Source organism: Methanoculleus sp. UBA208 (assembly GCF_002498065.1).
Classification (GTDB): Archaea; Halobacteriota; Methanomicrobia; order Methanomicrobiales; family Methanoculleaceae; genus Methanoculleus.
Genome location: NZ_DAFZ01000009.1, coordinates 1 through 258 on the forward strand (window position 1 = coordinate 1; position 258 = coordinate 258).

The following is a 258-nucleotide window of genomic DNA, read 5'->3' on the forward strand; positions in this document are numbered from 1 at the left end:
CCCGGCCTTCGGCCTCCTCCCCCGCCCCCCCTGGGGGGCGGGGGCAGTCATGGCGATAGGCGATGCCCCTCCGGGACATCGCTGGAGAAGGCCGAGGGTCTTGGACTGGCGACGTTCCGGTAGGAACGACTGTCCGAAGGATGCGATGGCCCGCAGGGCCGGAGCTTGAGAAACCCGAAGGGTTTCGGACAGGAGTTCGAGAAGCCGTCAGGCTTCGAGGCGTGAGCGAAAGCGAACGTGAGCACCGCCAGGTGCGAG